Source organism: Arthrobacter sp. TmtSoilC51 (assembly GCF_055388015.1).
On the sequence record NZ_AP035877.1, the window covers coordinates 4,766,305 to 4,784,873 of the forward strand.

At 60.9% G+C, this 18,569-nt stretch carries 17 protein-coding genes; 10 read left to right on the top strand and 7 right to left on the bottom strand.

Annotation, left to right across the window (positions count from 1 at the left end):
* Nucleotide 1 precedes the first annotated feature (1 nt).
* A complete protein-coding gene (locus ACZ5G6_RS21775) occupies nt 2-1,306 on the bottom strand; it encodes an MFS transporter (protein ID WP_498688096.1) in 1,305 nt (434 codons plus the stop codon).
* Nucleotides 1,307-1,465: 159 nt separating this feature from the next.
* Here ACZ5G6_RS21775 and rraA point away from each other — a divergent pair, with 159 nt between their 5' ends.
* The 3 genes from rraA (at nt 1,466) to ACZ5G6_RS21790 (ending at nt 4,842) form a co-directional block, all read left to right on the top strand.
* The gene (gene rraA / locus ACZ5G6_RS21780) at nt 1,466-1,939 is read left to right on the top strand and encodes a ribonuclease E activity regulator RraA (protein WP_498688098.1); all 474 of its coding nucleotides are present in this window, start codon (nt 1,466-1,468) and stop codon (nt 1,937-1,939) included.
* A gap of 133 nt (nt 1,940-2,072) precedes the next feature.
* The gene (locus ACZ5G6_RS21785) at nt 2,073-3,725 is read left to right on the top strand and encodes an MDR family MFS transporter (RefSeq protein ID WP_223934865.1); all 1,653 of its coding nucleotides are present in this window, start codon (nt 2,073-2,075) and stop codon (nt 3,723-3,725) included.
* Between the two features lie 127 nt (nt 3,726-3,852).
* A complete protein-coding gene (locus tag ACZ5G6_RS21790; protein WP_498688100.1) occupies nt 3,853-4,842 on the top strand; it encodes an IS481 family transposase in 990 nt (329 codons plus the stop codon).
* A gap of 86 nt (nt 4,843-4,928) precedes the next feature.
* On the opposite strand, the gene hutU is transcribed toward ACZ5G6_RS21790, so the two are convergent.
* Together hutU and ACZ5G6_RS21800 are read right to left on the bottom strand one after the other, a co-directional pair.
* Nucleotides 4,929-6,668, bottom strand: a complete 1,740-nt coding sequence (gene hutU, locus ACZ5G6_RS21795; RefSeq protein WP_498688102.1) for a urocanate hydratase — start codon at nt 6,666-6,668, stop codon at nt 4,929-4,931.
* 222 nt (nt 6,669-6,890) lie between these two features.
* The gene (locus tag ACZ5G6_RS21800; RefSeq protein WP_223934867.1) at nt 6,891-8,081 is read right to left on the bottom strand and encodes an acyl-CoA dehydrogenase family protein; all 1,191 of its coding nucleotides are present in this window, start codon (nt 8,079-8,081) and stop codon (nt 6,891-6,893) included.
* Nucleotides 8,082-8,348: 267 nt separating this feature from the next.
* On the opposite strand from ACZ5G6_RS21800, the gene ACZ5G6_RS21805 reads away from it, so the two are divergent.
* Nucleotides 8,349-9,809, top strand: coding sequence for a purine-cytosine permease family protein (locus ACZ5G6_RS21805; protein WP_223934868.1), 1,461 nt, complete (start codon nt 8,349-8,351; stop codon nt 9,807-9,809).
* Between the two features lie 85 nt (nt 9,810-9,894).
* Here the strand turns inward: ACZ5G6_RS21805 and ACZ5G6_RS21810 are convergent, their stop codons facing one another.
* The gene (locus ACZ5G6_RS21810) at nt 9,895-10,647 is read right to left on the bottom strand and encodes an IclR family transcriptional regulator (RefSeq protein ID WP_263422340.1); all 753 of its coding nucleotides are present in this window, start codon (nt 10,645-10,647) and stop codon (nt 9,895-9,897) included.
* Nucleotides 10,648-10,855: 208 nt separating this feature from the next.
* On the opposite strand from ACZ5G6_RS21810, the gene ACZ5G6_RS21815 reads away from it, so the two are divergent.
* On the top strand, nt 10,856-12,070 hold the full coding sequence (locus ACZ5G6_RS21815; RefSeq protein ID WP_498688105.1) for a CaiB/BaiF CoA transferase family protein: 1,215 nt from the start codon (nt 10,856-10,858) through the stop codon (nt 12,068-12,070).
* A 333-nt stretch (nt 12,071-12,403) separates the two neighbouring features.
* Entirely contained in the window at nt 12,404-13,873 is a 1,470-nt protein-coding gene (locus ACZ5G6_RS21820; RefSeq protein WP_498688107.1) for a sugar porter family MFS transporter, read from the top strand.
* A 7-nt stretch (nt 13,874-13,880) separates the two neighbouring features.
* On the opposite strand, the gene ACZ5G6_RS21825 is transcribed toward ACZ5G6_RS21820, so the two are convergent.
* The 3 genes from ACZ5G6_RS21825 to ACZ5G6_RS21835 all read right to left on the bottom strand — a co-directional run bounded on the left by ACZ5G6_RS21825 (nt 13,881) and on the right by ACZ5G6_RS21835 (nt 16,167).
* On the bottom strand, nt 13,881-15,119 hold the full coding sequence (locus tag ACZ5G6_RS21825; RefSeq protein ID WP_498688109.1) for an MFS transporter: 1,239 nt from the start codon (nt 15,117-15,119) through the stop codon (nt 13,881-13,883).
* A gap of 33 nt (nt 15,120-15,152) precedes the next feature.
* Nucleotides 15,153-15,602 carry a MarR family winged helix-turn-helix transcriptional regulator gene (locus ACZ5G6_RS21830; protein WP_223934873.1) on the bottom strand — a complete coding sequence of 150 codons (450 nt, stop codon included), beginning with the start codon at nt 15,600-15,602 and terminating at the stop codon, nt 15,153-15,155.
* Between the two features lie 61 nt (nt 15,603-15,663).
* Nucleotides 15,664-16,167, bottom strand: coding sequence for a GNAT family N-acetyltransferase (locus ACZ5G6_RS21835; RefSeq protein ID WP_498688112.1), 504 nt, complete (start codon nt 16,165-16,167; stop codon nt 15,664-15,666).
* Nucleotides 16,168-16,274: 107 nt separating this feature from the next.
* Here ACZ5G6_RS21835 and ACZ5G6_RS21840 point away from each other — a divergent pair, with 107 nt between their 5' ends.
* From ACZ5G6_RS21840 to ACZ5G6_RS21855, 4 genes are read left to right on the top strand one after another with little or no spacing between them, the layout of a single operon-like run.
* Complete coding sequence (locus ACZ5G6_RS21840; RefSeq protein ID WP_223934875.1) at nt 16,275-16,604, top strand: PadR family transcriptional regulator; 330 nt, start codon at nt 16,275-16,277, stop codon at nt 16,602-16,604.
* A gap of 1 nt (nt 16,605) precedes the next feature.
* Nucleotides 16,606-16,971 (top strand): DUF1048 domain-containing protein, encoded by a 366-nt coding sequence (locus tag ACZ5G6_RS21845; protein WP_223934876.1) that lies wholly within the window; start codon nt 16,606-16,608, stop codon nt 16,969-16,971.
* Entirely contained in the window at nt 16,968-17,753 is a 786-nt protein-coding gene (locus ACZ5G6_RS21850; protein WP_498688114.1) for an ABC transporter ATP-binding protein, read from the top strand. The genes ACZ5G6_RS21845 and ACZ5G6_RS21850 overlap by 4 nt, the downstream gene beginning before the upstream one ends.
* Nucleotides 17,750-18,514, top strand: coding sequence for an ABC transporter permease (locus ACZ5G6_RS21855; RefSeq protein WP_223934878.1), 765 nt, complete (start codon nt 17,750-17,752; stop codon nt 18,512-18,514). The genes ACZ5G6_RS21850 and ACZ5G6_RS21855 overlap by 4 nt, the downstream gene beginning before the upstream one ends.
* The last annotated feature ends 55 nt before the right edge of the window (nt 18,515-18,569 follow it).

The following is an 18,569-nucleotide window of genomic DNA, read 5'->3' on the forward strand; positions in this document are numbered from 1 at the left end:
CCTACGCCACGCTCTTGATCTTCACCACGAACACGGCGCCCAGCAATCCGATGACCGCGGCGGCTACGTACAGCGAGACGTAGCCGCCCAAATACGTGACGAACGGGAAAGCGATGAGCGGGGCGATGACTTGCGGGAGCGAGTTTGCCACATTGATCACGCCCAGGTCCCTGCCACGGTCCAGTGCCGTGGGCAGGACCTGGGTGATCAGTGCGAAGTCCACGGCAAGGTAGGCTCCAAAACCGAGGCCCAGGACCAGTGCCCCTGTGATGGCACCGGCCCACGTCGGCGCAAACCCGAGAATCAATGATGCGACAGCGATGATCACGGACGACGCGATCACCAAAGGCTTCCGCTTGCCCATCCGGTCGCTCAATGTTCCGCCGATCACGCTGGTGATAATCACCATGACCGCATACAGGCCGGTCAGGATGAGGACACCGAAGGCAGGTTCGATGCCCTCGGTTTCCTTCACATGCACGGCATCGCTGAGGAAGAACAGCAGATAGAGCGTGACCATGTGGTTCCCGATGTTCACCAACAGTCGCGTCAGCCAAGCCCATGCGAAATCCGGGTACCGCGTTGGCGAAACCCAAAAGCCCTGGAAAAATCGGACAAGACTGAAGGGTGGGCGCGCCTGAGGTGGAAGCGGCTGGTCGTCATTCTTGAACAGATAAAGCACGACGCCGGCCAGCAGCGCTGCTGCACACACCAGGTAGCCAGCAGCAAAGTTTCCGGCCACGACGGCGGCAATCACCGCGCCTGCCAGGATGCCAACGGTCTGTCCCATGGCTGCCAAGCCACCCACGGTGCCGCGTTGCGGCACTGGAACCCGGTCTGGAATCGCGGCCGTAATGGCTGCGTAAGCGCCGTTGCATCCGGCTTGCACCAAGCACCACAGCACCGTCATAACGGCAACGTTGGGCGCTCCTGCCAGGCCCACGAGCCCCACTGCCCCGAGGATGGCTCCCACGAGGACCCACGGAACGCGACGTCCGAAGCGTGAGACGGTCCGGTCGCTAAATGCGCCAAACAAGGGGTTGGCCACCAAAGAAACAGCAGCGCCGCAGCCTGTGACCAAAGCGAGGATCGCTTCCTTTTGTCCCTCATCGAAGTGAGCCGCCTGTTGGCCCAACAACACCTGGATGGGGCCGAAGAACGCCGCGTTGATACCCACGTTGATGAGTACGACGCCCGTAATCCATAGCGTACGGACGCGGTCCAGTGGCTCAACGAGAGCGGTGGCCGTGCCGCCGCGGAGAATGGCGGGATCCGGCACAGGACCGGGCAGGTCGGACAGGCTCATGGCAGGTTCCCCCTAGTTTTCAACGTCTTGATTCAGACTAACGCGGGTGAAGGGTCTGGAACCTAAGTTCACGTCAGTTATCCACATAGCCCACAACGCGCCATGCCGCTCACCCCGCGCACGCGTTAGTGTGGCCTCAAACGTTTGGAGGAGAAGGACATGAGCGAGCAGATTAATACGGCCGATCTCTATGACGACCGGGGTGAGGAATTGGAATCCGTTGCAGTCCAATTCCAGAACCTGGGCGGTCACACGCACTTCAGCGGACAGGTACGTACCATCAGGTGCTTCGAGGACAATGCGCTGGTAAAGACAGTCCTTGGAACGCCAGGCGAAGGAGCCGTTCTGGTGGTTGATGGTCAGGGATCACTCAGGACTGCCCTCATGGGGGACATGATTGCTGAAAGTGCCGTCGCAAACGGCTGGGCAGGGGTGATCATCAACGGTGCCATCAGGGATCGTGAAGCTCTTGCGCGGCTGCCGCTGGGCATCAAGGCGCTGGGCAGCAACCCGAAGAAGAGTGCCAAAACGGGTGTGGGCGAGGTTGATGTCCAGTTGGTGATTGATCGCGTGAGGATCCAACCCGGGGTAATGATCTACAGCGATCCGGATGGCATTCTCGTGGAACGCTGACCCCAGGGACTGGGCGACTTACGAGGGTTGTTCAAGAAACATTCTTCTTCCGGGAATCAAACAGGCATTAGGATAGTTACTGAAAGCAACTATCCTGCTTAAAATCCACTTTTCTGCCACCTCTGGAGAAGATATGTCCAAATCTGCGCCCCTCCGGGCCGCTGGCGAGGTCTTGACCCATCGTCAGACGCTCACCGTCATGGTGGGACTCATGCTCGGCATGTTCCTGTCCTCACTGGACCAGACCATTGTGTCGACGTCCATCTACACCATCGCCAACGACCTCGACGGCCTGTCGCTCCAAGCCTGGGCCACCACCGCGTACCTCATCACATCCACTGTGAGTACGCCGCTCTACGGCAAGCTCAGTGACATCTTCGGACGCCGGCCGCTGTACCTGGCCGCCATCCTGATCTTCCTGGCCGGATCCCTCTATGCGGGATCTGTCCATTCGATGACCGAGCTTGCTATCGCCCGTGGCGTCCAGGGCCTAGGCGCAGGTGGCCTGTTGGCGCTGGCTTTGACCATCATTGGCGACATCGTTGCTTTGAAGGACCGCGCAAAGTACCAGGGCTACTTCATGTCCGTGTTCGGTATTTCGTCCGTCCTTGGTCCAGTCATCGGCGGCGCTTTTGCCGGCACATCGAGCATCCTTGGCTTCGACGGCTGGCGCTGGGTCTTCTTCATCAACCTTCCCATTGGCCTGGCCGCACTCACCGTGGTCTTCATGTTCCTGCACCTGCCTGCCCGGCACGTGAAGCAGAAGATCGACTATTGGGGCGCGGCGGCCATCACCCTGGCAATCGTTCCGCTCCTTCTTGTCGCCGAGCAGGGCAGGTCCTGGGGTTGGTCATCGGGCGGATCCTGGCTCTGCTACGGCCTTGGCGTCATCGGCATAGTGGCATTCCTGTTCGCCGAGATGCGGGCCGGGGACTATGCGCTGATCCCCTTGCGTCTCTTTAAGAACGCAACTTTCGGGTTGTCATCCCTGCTGAACTTCATCATCGGCATCGGCATGTTCGGCGCCATCGCCATGCTGCCCATGTACTTGCAGCTGGTGAAGGGCCTCACCCCCACCGAAGCAGGTCTGATGATGATCACCTTCACCGTGGGCATCCTGTTCGGTTCCATCAGCGCCGGGCGAACCATCTCGTCGTCGGGCGTTTACAGGATCTTCCCCATCCTTGGAACGGCAATCCTGACTGGCGCCGCGACCGTCATGGGCCTGGTGCTCGGCGTGGATACGGGCCTCTGGGTCCCCGGACTGATTGCCGTGTTCTTCGGCGTCGGCTTGGGCTTCTGCATGCAGCCGCTGACACTCGCCATGCAGGTCTCGGTGCCGCCCAAGGACATGGGCGTCGGAACCTCCACCGCGGCTTTCTTCCGTTCCATGGGTGGAGCCGTGGGCACGGCCGTGTTCATCTCCATGCTGTTCAGCCTGGCCGCGGACAAGATCGCCGATGGCATGAAGACCGCTGCATCCACCCCGGACTACCAGGCTGTCATGAAGGATCCGGCCGTGGCGGCAGATCCCGCGAATGCCAAGCTCTTCGATTTCTTCAAGAATGGCGCCACCAACGATTCGCTGAACGACACGAGCTGGCTGCACGCAGCCAACAGCACGCTCACGAGGCCCATCACCGAGGGCTTCGCCCAAGCAATTGATGCGGTCATGCTCACGGCAGCTGGCCTGATGCTGATCGCATTCCTCATCAGCTTCGCGTTGCCCAACAAGAAGCTCATGGACCCGAAGGCTGCAGCCAAGGAATCCGTCCCGGCGCACTAGGTGTACTGCCCAGGGACGTTGGTTGGGTGAATGTGATGACTCGCTGGAGTCGTTGACCCAAAGGTGAGGACCTCCGGTTGCACAGTGGAGTTGCTTAGACAACCGCTGAGGCGACCAGGAGGTCCTCATGTCCCACGCTAATGCCGCTTTGACGCCACGCCAACGTTTACGCGTCGCGCGTCTGGTCGTAGAACACGGTTGGCCGGTGTCGCGGGCCGCCGAACAGTTCAATTGCTCCTGGCCGACGGCGAAGCGCTGGGCTGAGCGCTATGCCGCGATGGGCGAGGCAGGCATGGCCGACAGATCCTCCCGCCCGCACAGGGTGGCGAACCGGACGCCGCAGCAGCTGGTGCGCAAAGTCGTGCATCTGCGCTGGAAGCAACGGCTGGGGCCGGTCGCGATCGGCGCGAAGCTGGCCATGCCGGCCTCGACCGTGCACGCGGTTCTGGTCCGGTGCCGGCTGAACCGCCTCCATCACGTGGATAAACGCACCGGCGAGATCATCCGCCGCTACGAGCACGACAGGCCCGGGGCGATGATCCACGTCGATGTGAAGAAGCTCGGCAATATCCCCGACGGCGGCGGATGGCGCTACGTAGGCCGAAATCAGGGCGACCGGAACCGTGCAGCGACACCGGTCAGGTCCGGCAGCCGCAGCCACCCGGTCATAGGCACTGCCTATGTGCACACGGTCATCGACGACCATTCCCGGATCGCCTACGCCGAAATCCATGGCGACGAAACAGCGGCCACCGCAGTTGGAGTGCTCAGGCGTGCCGTGTCCTGGTTCGCTGCCCGCGGCGTCACCGTCGAGCGGGTCCTGTCAGACAACGGCTCGGCCTACAAGTCCCACCTCTGGCGAGATACCTGCCGGGAGCTGAACATCAAGGCAAAGAAGACCCGGCCCTACCGCCCGCAGACCAACGGAAAGATCGAACGCTTCCACCGAACCCTCGCCGACGGATGGGCCTTCAAACGCTTCTACGCCACCGAATCAGCCCGCAGAAACGCCCTCCCGGCATGGCTGCACCACTACAATCACCACAGGCCCCACACCGCAATCGGAGGCCACCCGCCCATCAGCCGCTTAACCAACCTGTCTGGGCAGTACAACTAGGCGGTACAGGCTCTTCCAAAACCAAAACCAAAACCAGAACGGCAGGCAGTCTTCGGACTGCCTGCCGTTTCTTTGGGGATTGGAAGCTACTTTTCGTTCATGGGGATGCGGACGCCGCGTTCGTTGGCGACCTCGACGGCGCGGTCGTAGCCGGCGTCGACGTGGCGGATGACGCCCATGCCGGGGTCGTTGGTCAGGAGACGTTCGAGTTTCTCCGCGGCCAGATCCGTGCCGTCCGCGACGGAAACCTGCCCGGCGTGCAGGGACCGGCCGATACCGACCCCGCCACCGTGATGGATCGAAACCCAGGTAGCACCCGAAGAGGTATTGATCAGCGCGTTCAGCAACGGCCAGTCAGCAATCGCGTCGGACCCGTCGGCCATGGCCTCGGTCTCCCGGTACGGGGACGCCACGGAACCGGAGTCCAGATGGTCACGGCCGATCACGATCGGGGCCTTGACCTTGCCCTCCTTCACGAGCTGGTTGAACAACAACCCGGCCTTGGCACGTTCACCGTAACCGAGCCAGCAAATACGGGCCGGCAAACCCTCGAACTCCACCCGCTCCGCCGCGGCGTCGAGCCACTTGTGCAGGTGCTTGTTCTCCGGGAACAACTCCTTGATCGCCGCGTCCGTCACCGCGATGTCCTCCGGATCACCCGAGAGCGCCACCCAGCGGAACGGGCCCAGGCCCTCGCAGAACAACGGGCGGATATATGCCGGGACAAAGCCGGGGAACTCGAACGCCCGGTCGTAGCCGCCCTTGCGTGCCTCGTCGCGGATCGAGTTGCCGTAATCAAACACCTCGGCCCCGGCGTCCTGGAACTCCACCATCGCCTGGACATGCCTGGCCATGGACGCCTGGGCCTTCTTCGTGAACCCTTCCGGGTCCGCCTCGGCCTCGGTGTGCCACTCCTCCACGGTGATGCCCTCGGGCAGGTAGGACAACGGGTCATGGGCACTGGTCTGGTCCGTGACCACATCAATGCTCAGCTCCCCGGCCTTGTGCCGGCGCAGCAGCTCCGGGAACACCTCCGCGGCGTTGCCCACATACCCCACGGACCAGCCGCGGCGCTCAGCCTTGGCCTTCTGGACCTTCGCGATCGCGGCGTCCAGGTCCGTTTCGACCTCGTCCAGGTACCGCTTCCCGGCCCGGCGACGCAGGCGCGTCTCGTCCACGTCCACAATCAGGCACGCGCCGTCGTTCAGGGTCACGGCCAACGGCTGCGCGCCGCCCATCCCACCACAACCACCCGTCAGGGTCAAGGTCCCGGCCAGCGGGCCTTCGGTGGAACCAGCTGCGGCCGGGGCCGGGTGGCCGGCGGTGTTCTGCCTGGCGGCGGCCAGCTTGTTCCCCACCGCGGCGAACGTCTCATACGTGCCCTGCAGGATGCCCTGCGTGCCGATATAAATCCAGGACCCGGCCGTCATCTGCCCGTACATCATCAAACCCTCGGCCTCCAGGCGACGGAACTCCGGCCACGTCGCCCAGTCCCCCACCAGGTTCGAGTTCGCCAAAAGCACCCGCGGAGCCCACTCATGAGTGCGGAACACACCCACCGGCTTGCCCGACTGGACCAGCAGCGTCTCGTCCTTCTCCATCGTCTCCAACGTCCGGGTGATCGCATCAAACGCAGCCCAGGACCGCACAGCCCGGCCCGTACCGCCATAAACCACCAGATCATCAGGACGCTCAGCAACCTCAGGATCCAAATTGTTCATCAACATACGCAACGGCGCCTCGGTCTGCCACGACTTGGCAGTAAGCTCAGTACCCCGCGCGGCCTTAACCGGACGGGCACCAGTAGTGAAATCGGCGGGTGCCATAATGACTCCTTCGTAAAATGTCCATGGACTGTCTGATCCCTGGTTTGTTTGCGAGCACAACGGACCTTCATGCATGAGTCGCCTTATGCCCAGGACCTGCTGATACAAGTAGGCCGGATTTTCCTGCGTCCAGGGAGGGGGGAATCAAGCATCTTGTCCGAAATACCGGACAATGGAAGACATGATGAAGCGCCGAACGCATTGGAATGGCATAGCGGGACGTTAGACAAACGCCGCCATTCCCGTGATCGCCCGGCCGGCCACCAAGGTGTTGATTTCATACGTCCCCTCGTATGTATAGATGGCCTCCGCATCGCAGAAGATTTTTGCCATTTCGTAGTCCACGGCCACCCCGTTGCCGCCAAGGACACTGCGGCCCATGGCCACCGATTCGCGCATGCGTTTTGTGACGAATGCCTTAGCCATCGCTGAGTGCTCGTTCCTGGACCTGCCTTGGTCCTCGAGCTGAGCCAGTCTGACCATCATTCCCATGGAACTTTGCGCGTTGGAGAGCATGGTGACGAGTTGTTCCTGGATCAACTGAAAGCTCGCGATGGGCTTGCCGAATTGGTGGCGCTCTACTGCATATTTGCGGGCCACATCGAAGGCGGCCATCTGAAGTCCCACGGCCTGCCAACCGACGGTGGCACGCGTGCTCTTCAGGACCTTGTTGGTGTCACGGAAGCTATTCGCTCCCGCGAGCTTCATGTTGTCGGGCACAACGACGTCTTCCAGAACGATGTCGGCGTTCTGCACCGCACGCAATGCTATTCGGTTCGGAATAAGCGTCGCCCTGAACCCTGGCGTTGTGGTGTCCACGAGGAAGCCCTTGACTTGGTCGTCATCGGTATCCTTTGCCCAGACAATCACATAGTCCGAGAACGTCGAATTGCCAATCCATCGCTTTTCGCCGTTAAGGATCCACTTGTCCCCGTCCCGACGTGCCGTCGTACGCGTCCCGCCCGCAACATCGGAACCAGCCAAAGGCTCCGTAATTGCAAAGACGCCAGTCTTTTTGAGGGAGTAGAAGTCCGGTAGCCAGTCAGCCTTCTGCTCCTCCGAACCCAGTAGCTCAATCGAGCCAGTAAACAGGCCATCGTGGCCACTGAAGAAAGTGCCGAAGGATGCGTCAACCCTGTGGATTGCCGCGGTCAGCATCCCGGCAAAAAGATGGGAATGCCCCTGGCGGCGGACAGGGCTGATGATGTCCAGTTCTGCAACCTTGGGAATCAGGTGTTTAGGAAACTCGCTACGGTTCCAGTGGTCAGCCGCTACTGGACGGACTTCCGCCTCAAGCCAATCCCTGATCTCATCCAAGCGGCAAGATTCATTTGCGGGAAGCATCGACTCAAAGTGGAAGAAGTCCCCATCGGAGTAGGGGAGATCTACGTTGGGAAGAGACTGGGTACTCATGCGGTCCTCCATGGAAGGTATTACGGGAAGGTGATTGGAATGGACCGCCAGAACGGAGGGTCGCGGACAGCTTCAGCGTTCGGCGGTCTTTTCTGAAGGTATACGCCGAAGGACCCGCGAAATGGCCCAGGTCACAGCTTTTCAGACATCGTCCGAAATACCGGACGGAACGTGAGTTACTTTTCGTGATGCAAAACACGGATCGTGCTCAGATGGATCGCAGGTAGGGGGACCTGGACTCTCCGTTCATTTAGTCAAAGGAACACCATGCAGACAGCAACAAATACAGGGGCAGGCGGGACGCGGGTGGAGCGCCGTTCCATCGACTTCGTTCCCGAAAACGAACGCCATGGTTCACCGGCCCAGCAATTTACTTTGTGGTTTGGGGCCAACATGCAGATCACCGCGATCGTGGACGGCGCCTTGGCGGTACTTTTCGGAGCAGACGCTCTATGGGCCATCATCGGCCTCCTGATCGGCAATCTCCTGGGCGCTGCGGTAATGGCGCTGCACGCTGCCCAGGGACCGCGTCTGGGACTGCCCCAGATGATTTCCAGCCGAGCACAGTTCGGCATCCTCGGCGCAGTTATTCCCCTGATATTGGTAGTGATCATGTATCTGGGCTTCGCCGCCACCGGTACCGTCCTTGCCGGACAGGCGGTAGACCAGATCCTGCAGACGGGCACGCCCGCGGTGGGTATGGTGATTTTTGGTGCTCTAACAGTCCTCGTAGCAACGCTGGGCTACCGGTATATCCACCTCATGGGCCGCATCGCGACTGTTGCCGGTATCCTCGGCTTTGGCTACCTGGGCATCCGCTTGTTTACCAGCCATGATGTGGGTGCGCTCCTCGGATCCGCTGAGTTCCAATTCCCCACATTCCTCTTAGCTGTATCACTCAGCGCTGGCTGGCAGTTGACATACGGTCCCTACGTGGCAGATTACTCCCGTTACCTGCCATCAAAAACGCCGGTGCGCCAGACTTTCTGGGCCTGCTACTTGGGCACGGTTATCGGCTCGCAGTGGTCCATGACTCTCGGTGCGCTCTTCGCTTCCCTTGCCCTGCCGAAAGGCTCGAGGTTCCTGGATGGACAAGTTGCATTCCTTGGAGGCCTCAGCGGTGGAGGTGCCATTGCACTGGTTATTTACTTGGTCATCGTCATCGGCAAACTAACCGTCAACACACTCAACGCCTACGGCGGGTACATGACGATGCTCACGTCCGTCACAGCGTTCACCCGAAAGACCAAAGTGGCCACATGGACCCGTTTCGCGTATGTGGTGGGCTTCATCGGACTGTCCGTAGTCATTGCAGTCGTAGCCTCACCGGACTTCATAGCAAACTTCAAGAACTTTGTGTTGCTCTTGCTGATGGTCTTCATCCCGTGGAGCTCGATCAATCTTGTTGATTACTACCTGGTGTCCAAGGAAAAGGTGGATATCCCGGCGCTCTACGATCTGAACGGACGATACGGCCGTTGGAATAAGACTGCTTTGGTCTCCTACGCTGCGGGTATTCTCGTCCAGATACCGTTCCTGGCCCAGACCCTGTACACCGGTCCGATGACTGAACTGCTGGGCGGAGCCGACATCTCCTGGCTGGTCGGACTGGTTGTAACGGCAGCCCTGTATTTCCCCTTGGCTAAGCGGAATTCGACCGCCCCGACCGAAATGATCTATCCCGTCGACGCAATCCCGGCTGGCGTGGGCACAACCTTAAACCACTAGGCCGGCAGCCCGCGCTACAAAGCGCGGCGAAGATACATCAAACGAGCAGTTGACCCCTTCATAAGGGGTCAACTGCTCGTTTTAGTTAGTTGTGGGTTCCAAGCCTCCGTGAGATCTCCCGGGCACATCGATTGACCTCGGGGATCCAGGTCCGGGCCACATCTTCGATTCTTAAAGCCCTCTCCTCAGCCGACTCCTCATCGTTTCTAAGGCGCCTCTCAGTTGGTAGGAATGCCCGGTTCGAAACAGTCAACGTCACACTTGCCACCGGATATCGCTGCCTATCGAGGACAGCAACCGCCACGGAGGAAAAACCCTCCGTAATCTCGTCCTGTTCCCAGGCATAGCCCAGGGTACGCGCTCTTGCCAAGAGGTCCTCCAGTGCAGGCACCGATTGAGGACCATTGCTGTTACGCACCGAAAAGGCTTCCGGGCCGGGGAAGAGCGCAGACACTTGGGCACGGTCCATCTGTGACATCATTGCCCTTCCGCTCGCGGTCAAATGAGCCGGCAGCCTCACCCCTGTATCTGTCACAAGGGGACGCTGCCGGGGAGCACGCTCCTCGATGACATAGACGACGTCCCTTCCATGCATGACCGCAAGGTGGGCGGTCCGCCTCGTACGGGCCACCAGCCGCTCCAACGGGAAGCGTGCGATGCGCTGAAGTGGGGCCTGCCGCGAATAGCCGGTCCCCAACTCGTGGGCCGTAACTCCGAGCGCATATTTTCGTTCCTCGGGAAGATGCAGCAGGAATCCATCATCAATTAACGCAGAGATCAGTTGATAGGTGGTGGACCGAGGCAGCCCTACATCCCTGGCAATCGCTGAAGCGCTCACTGGTCCTGCTTGACCCGCAACATATCTCAGCACGGCAAGGACCTGCGCCGCAGCGGGCGCTTTCGACCTCGGCAAAGCTCCGTTCATATCCGAAGCATACTCCTCGCATCGTCCGGTATCTCGGACAACTTGGGGGCCCTTCCCTTCATTCCAAAACAGCGTGCTGTTGAGATGGAAACAGGAAAAGCCGTCAACCTAAGGAACGCAAATGACCACCAACCAAACAGTCCCTTCCGGCCTTCAACACGTGCCCGATGGCCAGCCCGATGACGCCACAGCTTCGCCGGTTCAAGGCGCACTCCACGGCATCCGGGTCCTGGATCTTTCCCGTGTGCTCGCTGGCCCCTTCTGTGCAATGATTCTGGCCGACCTTGGCGCCGAAGTCATTAAAGTTGAGAGTCCTGAGGGTGACGACTCCCGCCACTTCGGCCCTACTGTCAACGGCCAGTCAGGCTATTACCGGCTGTTCAACCGGAGCAAATATGGCATCACGCTTAACTTGAAAGAGGATGACGATCGTGGCACGCTCCTCGATCTTGCAAAAACAGCGGACATCATCGTTGAGAACTTCCGTCCGGGAGTCATGGAACGCCTCGGCATCAGTGCAGGAAAACTACGGCAGATCAATCCGCGCCTCATCGTGGTGAGCATCAGTGGATTCGGGCAAACCAGCAAGCTTCGCGGCGCTCCGGCCTACGACCTGATCGCCCAAGCCATGAGCGGTCTCATGTCGGTCACCGGCTGGCCTAACGGGGAACCGACCCGAGCAGGAGTCAGCCTCGGTGACATCATCCCTGGAATCTACGGGGCTACTGCCGCCTTAGCCGCTCTTCAGGAGCGCCACACCACCGGAAAAGGCCAACACATCGACTTAGCGATGTTGGACAGTCTGGTGTCCATTTTGGAGTCCGTGGGTATGCGGGCCCTGCACGGAGAAGAACCCACGGCCTGCGGAAATGACCATGCCATGTCCACGCCATTCAGCACCTATAAAACGATGGACGGATCAATCGCCATAGCTATTGCGGGCGACCGACTGTTTCCCAGGCTATCAGCGGCTCTGGACCGGGACAGGTGGCTGTCCGACCCTAGATTCCGCCTGCAGACCACGAGAAACAAGCATTCATCGGAGTTCCGCATTGAATTGGAGGAGGCGCTTAGTGCCATGACAAACGAGCAAGCCGTGGCCCTGCTGGAGCACCATCAGGTCCCCGTCGCCGAGGTCCGTTCCGTCACCGATGCTTTGACCAATGAGCACGCACGGGAACGAGGTCTGGTTGCTATGGAAGAAGACGGGTTCGCTACCCTGGCATCCCCACTGCGTCTAACAGGGTCCGTGCCGCCACGGCCCGCTCCTCAGCTTGGTCAACATAATCACCTCATTCCCCAATGGAGCGGCAAGACGATCGAGTACCGCAGCTAGCGCCCGCACTTGGGGCATGAAAGCTAACGACGGCGGCACGTGCGTTCCGCTCCCAACGCACCTGCCGCCGTCGTGCTTTGCGTTCAAGTAGTTGGCTCAAAGCCGCCTTCTTTGACCCGCCCAGGGCGCATCAGCAGCCCACAGCTCACTCCCAGCCACCAATCAGGACCGCTGCGTTAATTTAGTGAATGCACGTCATCTGACTCACCTTGACTGGAAGTTGGCGGATATGGCGTGCAACACTGTGTAGCGCGTGTGCACCGGCGTCCCCGTCGGAACAGCCGACGACGTCCTGCACCGTGAATCCCACACCACCATTCCCAAGGGAGACCCATGTCCAATCCCAGCACCGAAGGCGTGCCCCCAGTATCCAGGAAAGTGATCGGCTTGGCCGTCGCTGGAGCGGTGGGCGGCTTCCTGTTCGGCTTCGATTCTTCCGTGGTCAACGGTGCCGTGGATGCCATGAAGGACGAGTTCCTTATGAGCGAAGCCGTCACTGGCTTTGCTGTCGCCGTCGCCTTGCTGGGGTGCGCACTGGGAGCCTACCTGGCGGGCAAGGTGGCCGACCGCTACGGCCGCATCCCGGCCATGAAGATCGGCGCGCTCCTGTTTCTAGTGAGCTCCATCGGAACGGGACTGGCCTTTGGCGCGTGGGACCTGATCTTCTGGCGTTTGGTAGGGGGCTTGGGCATCGGCCTTGCTTCGGTCATCGCCCCTGCCTACATTTCCGAGATTTCTCCCCGACACGTGCGTGGTCGCTTGGCGTCCCTTCAGCAGCTAGCCATCACTACGGGTATCTTTGCGGCACTGTTGTCCGACGCCGTCCTGGCCAACTCAGCCGGCAGCGCCGGCAGCACCTTGTGGCTCGGCATGGAAGCCTGGCGCTGGATGTTCATCGCTTGTGCCGTGCCCGCTGCTGTGTATGGCTGGATCGCATTCCGTTTGCCTGAGTCGCCGCACTTCCTGGTGCTCAACGGCAAGGAAGATGCCGCCCGCAAGATCTTCGACACCCTCATCCCGGGCGACGACACCGAACGGCACATTCGCGATATCCGCGAGTCCATCCAGCAGGACCAGCTGTCCACCAAGAAGGGCTCGCTGCGGGGCAACTCATTCGGCCTGCAAGCAGTGGTGTGGATTGGCATCATCCTGTCCGTGCTGCAGCAATTTGTTGGCATCAACGTGATCTTTTACTACTCCACCACGCTGTGGAAGGCGGTTGGATTCCAGGAGAAGGACTCCCTGACCATCTCCGTCGCCACGTCCGTTACCAACATTCTGGTGACACTCGTAGCCATCGCACTGGTGGACCGCATTGGTCGCCGACCAATCCTGCTCACCGGTTCAATCGGCATGGCCGTATCCCTGGGCGTCATGGCGTTGGCGTTCTCCTCGGCTGTTGGTACCGGCTCCGAGATCAGCCTCCCCGGGGCTTGGGGTCCCGTTGCCCTTGTTGCGGCCAACGTCTTCGTGATCAGCTTTGGTGCTTCATGGGGTCCGCTGGTGTGGGTGTTGCTGGGCGAGATCTTCCCGTCCCGTATCCGGGCCCGCGCGCTGGGACTGGCCGCCGCCGCGCAATGGATCGCCAACTTCGCCATCACCCTCAGCTTCCCCATCATGGCGGCAGGTTCGCTGCCACTGACGTACGCCGTGTACGCAGCGTTCGCTTCGGCGTCGTTCTTCTTTGTGATGTTCAAGGTTCCCGAGACCAACGGCATGTCGCTGGAGCAGGCAGAGACGCTTTTCATCCCCAAGGGCGCACCGGTGGCGCCATTACCGGTCACGTCCAACGGGCCCAGATAACGAGCATCTACACCAGGTGCGGTTCGTGCGACTTCAGATATCCGCGGCCGCCGAAGGCAATGATGATCGCGATCACCATGGCAACAGCACCCGCAAAGAAGGGCACCTGGGGTCCAAAGTGCTCACCCAGTTGGGCTGCCGCGAACGGGGCCAGCGCACCACCCATCCAGCGCACAAAGTTGTAGCCGGCCGAGGCGATGGGTCGCGGCGAATCGGAGACGCCCATGGCCAGTTCCGTGTAGATCGTATTGTTGATTCCCAGCAGGGCGCCCGCCGCGATGACAAGCACGACGACGGCAGTCACCGAGTGCCCCGCAGCAAGTCCCAGTCCAATGAGGTCGAGCATGAGCGCGAACAACGTGCCGGTCAGGACCTTTACAGCGCCAAAGCGCTTCTGGAGCACGGGTGCCACGAACACGGAGAACACGGCTACCGCGACGCCCCAACCGAAGAACACTCCCCCGATGCCATATGCGTCCATGCCGAGGATGAAAGGCGTGAAAGCAAGGATGGTGAAGAAGCCGTAGTTGTAGAAGAGAGCGCTCGCCGCGGTTGTGCTGAGGCCTTTGTGTCCCAGCGCCAGGAGCGGATCCCGCAAGCGTGACTTCTTCGCGGGGGCTGGTGTTTTGGGGAGCAACGCCAGTAGCGCGATGAAAGCAGCGGCCATAAGAACCGCAGTTCCAAAGAACGGTGCACGCCACTGCCATCCGCCCAACAATGCCCCGAGGAGCGGGCCGAGTGAGATGCCCAGGCCGAGCGCTGCTTCGTAGAGAATGATGGCCGTTCCGGTCCCGCCACTGGCCACACCAACGATCACGGCGAGGGCGGTCGCGACAAAGAGGGCGTTACCCAATCCCCAACCAGCACGGAAACCCACCAACTGCTCAACACTGCCGGACAAACCGGACAACGATGCGAACACTACGATCACGGCCAGCCCGATCAGTAGCGTCTTCTTCCCGCCGATGCGCGAGGACACGAAGCCGCTGATCAACATCGCAATCGCCGTCACCAGGAAGTAGCTCGTGAAAAGCAAGGAAACTTCGCTGGTGGAGGCCTCAAGGTTCTTGGCTATTGCCGGAAGAATCGGGTCTACGAGCCCGATGCCCATGAACGCGAATACGGCAGCAAGCGCGGTGGCCCACACGGCCTTCGGCTGTTTGAGTAATGAAGCTTTTTCAGCTTCGAGTGTGGATTCGGTAGTTGTCTCGGCGCTTTCTGAAGCGTCAGCCAGCTGGCGTGACATTCAATGGCTCCTTGTCGGTGCGTTTAGTTCTGGTTAGTTCTGGAATGAGCTGTTGAGTTTGCTGATGATCGGGAGCGCCGCAGCGAGTTGCTCGACTTCGTCGCTGCTCAGCTCTTGGAGCAGCTCGGCCACCATCGCGTTCCGCCGCTGGTTGGCAGACTCGACGGCGGCACTGCCGGCTTTGGTGATGACCACCTGGACGGCGCGGGAATCGTTGACGTCAGGCTGCCGGCTGACGAGGCCGGCACGTTCGAGCTTGATGATCTGCTCCGTCGCGCTGGGGACCTTGATCCCCAGGTTCTTGGCGATATCGCCCACGCGGAGGCCGCCGTCGGAAATCATGGACAGCAGGCTCAGCTGCGCAGCGGTGAGTTCGCCCTCCGGATCCAGGCGGCGGAACATGTACACGCCCAGGCGCAATGACTCGCGGAATTCCTGGGCGAGGTCCAGTAGTCGGGGGTCGAAGGGCGAAGCGCTCGTCATATTTAGGTAGCCTAAGAGTTAGGTCGCCTAAGAGTCAAGCTTTAATGAGTATCGGACGGGATTAGAGCTTCAGTTTCATGCCCTCATGGCTCGCAACGAAGCCCAGCCGCTCGTAGAATCGGTGCGCCGCAACGCGCGACTTGTCCGTGGTGAGCTGCACCAGCGAGCAGCCACTCTCGCGCGCGTGGTCGATGGCCCACTGGATCATGAGCGCGCCCACGCCTTGGCCGCGGAGCACCTCGGAAACCCGCACGGCCTCGATCTGCGCCCGCCAGGATCCCTTGCGGGACAGGCCCGGGAGGAAGCTGAGCTGGAACGTGGCCACTACCTCGCCGTTGAGCTCGCCCACCACCAAGAGGTGGGCCGGGTCGCCGTCGATCGCGTCGAAAGCCCGCTCGTACGGCGCAGGGTCATCCAGATTTTCGCGGGTCGCGCCTAATTGGTCATCAATCAGCAAGGCAAGGATGCGCGGCAGGTCGGCTTTAGTGGCGCGACGAAGACTGAAGGTTCCGGAGCCGACGTCGACAGTCAGCAGGGCGGGCGCGGCGGCAGAGTCTGGGGTCATTACCTCAGCATGTCATTTTTGATCAGAACTCAGTATTGCTAAGTACCGGTACTTAGTTCTACTATGTAGTGGTAGCTAGTACTACTGAGTAGCGAGGGAGGTGTCCGATGGGCAAGCAAATGACGGAGATGCTCAAAGGCACATTGGAGGGCATTGTTCTGGCCCTCCTCACCGGAAAGGCGGCGTATGGATACGAAATCACGACGCTGCTCCGGGCGCAGGGCTTTACCGAGATCGCTGAGGGCACCGTGTACGCACTGCTGGTCAGGATCGAACAAAAGGGGCTGGTGAACGTCGAAAAGCGGCCATCCGAAAAGGGGCCACCCCGCAAGGTGTACACGCTCAACCCACAGGGCGAAAAAGAACTGGACGAATTTTGGAACACATGGAGCTTCTTGTCCGAACGGCTTGAACAGCTCCGCAAGGGAGGAAATTAACATGGCAGCGAAGTGGATCGAACTGGTAACCGGATCGCTCGAGCAAAAGAAGCAGTACAAGCAGGCCAAGGCGCGGCTGGATGCCCTGCCTGAGCCTTACTCCTCCGTGGCAAACGCCTTCAACCGGTACTTCATGTACTACGGCGGGGTCACCGAGGGGGACACGATCGTGCAGATGTTCACCGACCTGGCCGACCTTTGGGAACGCGCCGCCATCGACGGTACGCCCGTGAGCGAGATCGTCGGCGAGGACCCCATCGAGTTCGCCGAGGCGTTTGCCCAGGCATACGGCGGAAAGCGCTGGATTGATAAGGAACGCGAGCGCCTCACGAAGGCTGTCGATAAAGCGAAGGAGGCTGAATCATGACTGCAACGGCAATCCGGGTAGAGGGCATCGAGAAGTCGTACAAGGATCTCCATGTTCTGCGCGGCGTGGACTTCGAGGTGGCGTCGGGCAGCATTTTCGCCCTCCTCGGCTCCAACGGGGCAGGCAAGACCACCATGGTGAAGATCCTGTCCACCCTGCTCAAAGCGGACGCCGGCACTGCCGCCGTCGAGGGTTTTGATATCGCAACGGAACCGCTGCAGGTCCGGGAGTCCATCAGCCTGACCGGGCAGTTCGCGGCAGTGGACGAGGTGCTGTCCGGCAGGGAGAACTTGATCCTGGTGGCGAAACTGCGTCACCTAAAGAACCCTGGCAAGATCGCGGATGAGCTGCTGGCACAGTTCAGCCTCACCGACGCCGGCTCACGGAAAGTGGCGGCCTACTCAGGAGGCATGCGCCGCCGCTTGGACATCGCCATGAGCCTGATCGGGCAGCCGAAGGTGATCTTCCTGGATGAGCCGACCACAGGGCTCGATCCGCAGGCGCGCGTCGAAGTGTGGCAGACCGTGAAGGATCTCGCCCGGAACGGCACAACAGTGCTGCTCACCACCCAATACCTCGACGAGGCCGAGCATCTGGCCGACCGCATCGCGATCCTCCACAAGGGCACGATTATCCAGAACGGCACGCTCGACGAACTCAAGCGGCTGCTGCCGCCGGCCGAGATTGAGTACGTCGAGAAGCAGCCCTCACTCGAAGACGTCTTCCTGGCGCTCGTCGGCGAGACGGCTGAAGAGCAGAAAGAACAGGAGGCATCCCGATGAGCACCCACGTCCTCAGCGATACCCGCGTCCTCACCGGCCGCTCGCTGCGCCACATCCTGCGCAGCCCCGACACGATCATCACCACCGCGGTCACGCCGATCGCGCTGATGCTGCTGTTCGTGTACGTGCTTGGCGGCGCGATCAATACCGGATCCGACGAGTCGTACATCAACTACATGCTCCCCGGCATCCTGCTGATCACGATTGCCTCCGGCATCGCCTACACCGCCTATCGCTTGTTCCTCGACATGCAGGGCGGCATCTTCGAGCGCTTCCAGTCCATGCCGATCGCGCGGTCGAGCGTGCTCTGGGCGCACGTGCTCACCTCACTTGTGGCCAACCTCGTCTCGGTCGCGATCGTCGTCGGCGTGGCCCTTCTTATGGGGTTCCGCACCGGCGCATCCGTGGGCGCCTGGCTTGCAATCGCCGGGATCCTGGTCCTGTTCACGCTCGCCCTGACCTGGCTGGCCGTGATCGCCGGGCTCTCCGCGAAAACCGTCGACGGCGCCAGCGCGTTCAGCTACCCGCTGATCTTCCTGCCGTTCATCAGTTCAGCGTTCGTGCCGACCGCGACGATGCCGGGCCCGGTGGCCTGGTTCGCCGAGAACCAGCCAGTGACCTCGATCGTGAACTCCATTCGCGCGTTGTTCGCACAACAGCCGGTGGGCAGCGACATCTGGGTTGCCCTCGCATGGTGCCTTGGCATCCTGGCTCTCGCCTACGCCTTCGCCATGGCCGCGTACCGGCGGAAGATCGCCTAAGCGCACACCGGCCTAAGCTCCCCTCTTTCCAAGACGGGGAGCTTTCGCCATGCAG